A 5,331-nucleotide genomic window follows, 5' to 3' on the forward strand; every position below is an offset into this window, starting at 1 on the left:
GGTGTGTGGTGTAAGTTATCGGCCTATTAGTACCGGTCAGCTTCACGAGTCGTTAGTCCTCGCTTCCACATCCGGCCTATCAACCCAGTGGTCTGGCTGGGGGCCTCTCACACACGAGGTGTATGGAAATCTCATCTTGAAGCGAGCTTCCCGCTTAGATGCTTTCAGCGGTTATCCCATCCGAACGTAGCTAATCAGCGGTGCACTTGGCAGTACAACTGACACACCAGAGGTTCGTCCGTCCCGGTCCTCTCGTACTAAGGACAGCCCTTCTCAAATTTCCTGCGCGCGCAGCGGATAGGGACCGAACTGTCTCACGACGTTCTAAACCCAGCTCGCGTACCGCTTTAATGGGCGAACAGCCCAACCCTTGGGACCTACTCCAGCCCCAGGATGCGACGAGCCGACATCGAGGTGCCAAACCATGCCGTCGATATGGACTCTTGGGCAAGATCAGCCTGTTATCCCCGAGGTACCTTTTATCCGTTGAGCGACGGCCATTCCACAATGTACCGCCGGATCACTAGTCCCGACTTTCGTCCCTGCTCGAGATGTCTCTCTCACAGTCAAGCTCCCTTGTGCACTTACACTCGACACCTGATTGCCAACCAGGCTGAGGGAACCTTTGGGCGCCTCCGTTACTTTTTAGGAGGCAACCGCCCCAGTTAAACTACCCATCAGGCACTGTCCCTGACCCGGATTACGGGCCGAAGTTAGATGTCCAAAGTGACCAGAGTGGTATTTCAACGATGACTCCACCCGAACTGGCGTCCGGGCTTCAACGTCTCCCACCTATCCTACACAAGCCACTCCGAACACCAATACCAAACTATAGTAAAGGTCTCGGGGTCTTTCCGTCCTGCTGCGCGTAACGAGCATCTTTACTCGTACTGCAATTTCGCCGAGTTTATGGTTGAGACAGCGGGGAAGTCGTTACTCCATTCGTGCAGGTCGGAACTTACCCGACAAGGAATTTCGCTACCTTAGGATGGTTATAGTTACCACCGCCGTTTACTGGGGCTTAAATTCTCAGCTTCGCCGTGAGGCTAACCGGTCCTCTTAACCTTCCAGCACCGGGCAGGAGTCAGTCCGTATACATCGTCTTGCGACTTCGCACGGACCTGTGTTTTTAGTAAACAGTCGCTTCCCCCTGGTCTCTGCGGCCCCGATCCCCTCCCGGACGCGTAGTCCGTTCAAGGTTGGGGCCCCCCTTCTCCCGAAGTTACGGGGGCATTTTGCCGAGTTCCTTAACCATAATTCTCTCGATCGCCTTAGTATTCTCTACCTGATCACCTGTGTCGGTTTGGGGTACGGGCGGCTAAAACCTCGCGTCGATGCTTTTCTCGGCAGCATAGGATCACCAAATCCCCCCATACGGGGGTCCCATCAGATCTCAGGCATCATGAACAGCGGATTTGCCTACCGTTCGCCCTACATCCTTAGACCGGGACAACCATCGCCCGGCTCGGCTACCTTCCTGCGTCACACCTGTTAATACGCTTGCCTCCCAGGATCAGGTCCTGCGCTCCACCAAAACCCTTCACCCACAAGGGGTGTCGGGCAGGTCTCGGGCAGTTAGTATCCCCTGTTCAGCATGGGCGGTTTTTCGCCGGTACGGGAATATCAACCCGTTGTCCATCGACTACGCCTGTCGGCCTCGCCTTAGGTCCCGACTTACCCAGGGCAGATTAGCTTGACCCTGGAACCCTTGATCATTCGGCGGACGGGTTTCTCACCCGTCTTTCGCTACTCATGCCTGCATTCTCACTCGTGTAGGCTCCACCGCTGGTTTACACCGCGACTTCACTGCCCACACGACGCTCCCCTACCCATCCAGACGCCTGAACCACAAGGGCTTAGCAAATATCTGAATGCCACAACTTCGGCGGTGTACTTGAGCCCCGCTACATTGTCGGCGCGGAATCACTTGACCAGTGAGCTATTACGCACTCTTTTAAGGATGGCTGCTTCTAAGCCAACCTCCTGGTTGTCTGAGCAACTCCACATCCTTTCCCACTTAGCACACGCTTAGGGGCCTTAGTTGGTGGTCTGGGCTGTTTCCCTCTCGACTATGAAGCTTATCCCCCACAGTCTCACTGCTGCGCTCTCACTTACCGGCATTCGGAGTTTGGCTGACGTCAGTAACCTTGTAGGGCCCATTAGCCATCCAGTAGCTCTACCTCCGGTAAGAAACACGCAACGCTGCACCTAAATGCATTTCGGGGAGAACCAGCTATCACGAAGTTTGATTGGCCTTTCACCCCTACCCACAGCTCATCCCCTCCATTTTCAACTGAAGTGGGTTCGGTCCTCCACGACGTCTTACCGTCGCTTCAACCTGGCCATGGGTAGATCACTTCGCTTCGGGTCTAGATCACGCCACTGCAACGCCCTATTCAGACTCGCTTTCGCTACGGCTTCCCCACACGGGTTAACCTCGCGACGTAACACTAACTCGCAGGCTCATTCTTCAAAAGGCACGCCGTCACAGTAACTAGGACTGCTCCGACGGATTGTAAGCACACGGTTTCAGGTACTGTTTCACTCCCCTCCCGGGGTACTTTTCACCTTTCCCTCACGGTACTGGTCCGCTATCGGTCATTAGGGAGTATTTAGGCTTATCAGGTGGTCCTGACAGATTCACACGGGATTTCTCGGGCCCCGTGCTACTTGGGATACTCTCCAGGCGGTACACAACATTACGGTTACGGGGCTCACACCCTCTCTGGCCGGCCTTTCAAGACCGTTCACCTATGCCTGCACATCACACCTCACCAACCCGGCAGAGCTGGTATGGAAAGTCCCACAACCCCGACCATGCAACGCCCGCCGGCTATCACACATGGAACGGTTTAGCCTGATCCGCGTTCGCTCGCCACTACTAACGGAATCACTATTGTTTTCTCTTCCTGCGGGTACTGAGATGTTTCACTTCCCCGCGTTCCCTCCACGCACCCTATGTGTTCAGATGCGGGTCACCAGATCACTCGCGCGTCTGGCGGGGTTTCCCCATTCGGACACCCTGGGATCACAGTCCGGTTATCGACTCCCCCAGGCTTATCGCAGATTCCTACGTCCTTCTTCGGCTCCTAATGCCAAGGCATCCACCGTGTGCTCTTAAAAACTTGACCACAAAAGATCAATCAGTAATTTTCGAGAGAACCATGAAAACCACCCGGGAACCACCACCACAACCCAAAGGCCACAGCAACAGCACCCCGGACAGATCCAGGTTCATATTCTTGGAAATTGCTTCTTATAAAAGATGCTCGCGTCCACTATGTAGTTCTCAAACAACAACCCCAAACCACACACCCCACACACACAACATGCGTGATCGGTGCAGCCAGGAAACCAGAAACAAACAAACCCGGGCAAAACCCGGCCCTGTTGCCTCAGGACCCAACAGTGTGCCAAACACTAAACCACCCCCAACCCCCACCCACCGTTCCAGGACCCCAAAGGGACCGTACTGAAGAAGGAGAAAGAAAAAAGCGGCCGCTATTTGTTGATATTCCACCCATGAGCACCCGCCGCAGAACTTGCGTCTGCGCAACGGGCCTTTACTCCTGACAAACCCCCACCACCACATACGCGGCATGAAAGCTTGTAGGTGCTCCTTAGAAAGGAGGTGATCCAGCCGCACCTTCCGGTACGGCTACCTTGTTACGACTTAGTCCCAATCGCCAGTCCCACCTTCGACAGCTCCCTCCCACAAGGGGTTAGGCCACCGGCTTCGGGTGTTACCAACTTTCGTGACTTGACGGGCGGTGTGTACAAGGCCCGGGAACGTATTCACCGCAGCGTTGCTGATCTGCGATTACTAGCGACTCCGACTTCATGGGGTCGAGTTGCAGACCCCAATCCGAACTGAGACCGGCTTTTTGGGATTAGCTCCACCTCACAGTATCGCAACCCTTTGTACCGGCCATTGTAGCATGCGTGAAGCCCAAGACATAAGGGGCATGATGATTTGACGTCGTCCCCACCTTCCTCCGAGTTGACCCCGGCAGTCTCCTATGAGTCCCCACCATCACGTGCTGGCAACATAGAACGAGGGTTGCGCTCGTTGCGGGACTTAACCCAACATCTCACGACACGAGCTGACGACAACCATGCACCACCTGTAAACCGACCGCAAGCGGGGCACCTGTTTCCAGGTCTTTCCGGTTCATGTCAAGCCTTGGTAAGGTTCTTCGCGTTGCATCGAATTAATCCGCATGCTCCGCCGCTTGTGCGGGCCCCCGTCAATTCCTTTGAGTTTTAGCCTTGCGGCCGTACTCCCCAGGCGGGGCACTTAATGCGTTAGCTACGGCGCGGAAAACGTGGAATGTCCCCCACACCTAGTGCCCAACGTTTACGGCATGGACTACCAGGGTATCTAATCCTGTTCGCTCCCCATGCTTTCGCTCCTCAGCGTCAGTTAATGCCCAGAGACCTGCCTTCGCCATCGGTGTTCCTCCTGATATCTGCGCATTTCACCGCTACACCAGGAATTCCAGTCTCCCCTACATCACTCTAGTCTGCCCGTACCCACCGCAGATCCGGAGTTGAGCCCCGGACTTTCACGGCAGACGCGACAAACCGCCTACGAGCTCTTTACGCCCAATAATTCCGGATAACGCTTGCGCCCTACGTATTACCGCGGCTGCTGGCACGTAGTTAGCCGGCGCTTCTTCTGCAGGTACCGTCACTTTCGCTTCTTCCCTACTGAAAGAGGTTTACAACCCGAAGGCCGTCATCCCTCACGCGGCGTCGCTGCATCAGGCTTTCGCCCATTGTGCAATATTCCCCACTGCTGCCTCCCGTAGGAGTCTGGGCCGTGTCTCAGTCCCAGTGTGGCCGGTCACCCTCTCAGGCCGGCTACCCGTCGTCGCCTTGGTAAGCCATTACCTCACCAACAAGCTGATAGGCCGCGAGTCCATCCAAAACCACAAAAAAGCTTTCCACCCCCCACCATGCGATGAGGAGTCATATCCGGTATTAGACCCAGTTTCCCAGGCTTATCCCAGAGTTAAGGGCAGGTTACTCACGTGTTACTCACCCGTTCGCCACTAATCCCCGATGCAAGCACCGGATCATCGTTCGACTTGCATGTGTTAAGCACGCCGCCAGCGTTCATCCTGAGCCAGGATCAAACTCTCCGTTGAAGAAAAACAGACACAACCAAAACCAGCGGAAATAACACCAGCCATGGCTGCACAAAATTTGAAACCAGCTAAAAACACCATGCCAACCACGGGGTGGCGGCACAGCAAATTCAACCAATTTTTATAAAAAATCGGTATCAACAAACTTGGCACACTATTGAGTTCTCAAACAACAGACACA

Annotated in this window: 2 rRNA genes; both read right to left on the minus strand. The window is 54.8% G+C overall.

Features of this window, described 5'->3' with window-relative positions:
• Positions 1-5: 5 nt before the first annotated feature.
• Positions 6-3,131: ribosomal RNA gene (locus AC5RVY_RS19020) — 23S ribosomal RNA — on the minus strand.
• Between the two features lie 493 nt (positions 3,132-3,624).
• Positions 3,625-5,150: ribosomal RNA gene (locus tag AC5RVY_RS19025) — 16S ribosomal RNA — on the minus strand.
• Together the 16S and 23S rRNA genes form the textbook arrangement of a ribosomal RNA operon.
• Positions 5,151-5,331: the final 181 nt, after the last annotated feature.

The organism is Arthrobacter sp. Ha26 (assembly GCF_059091705.1).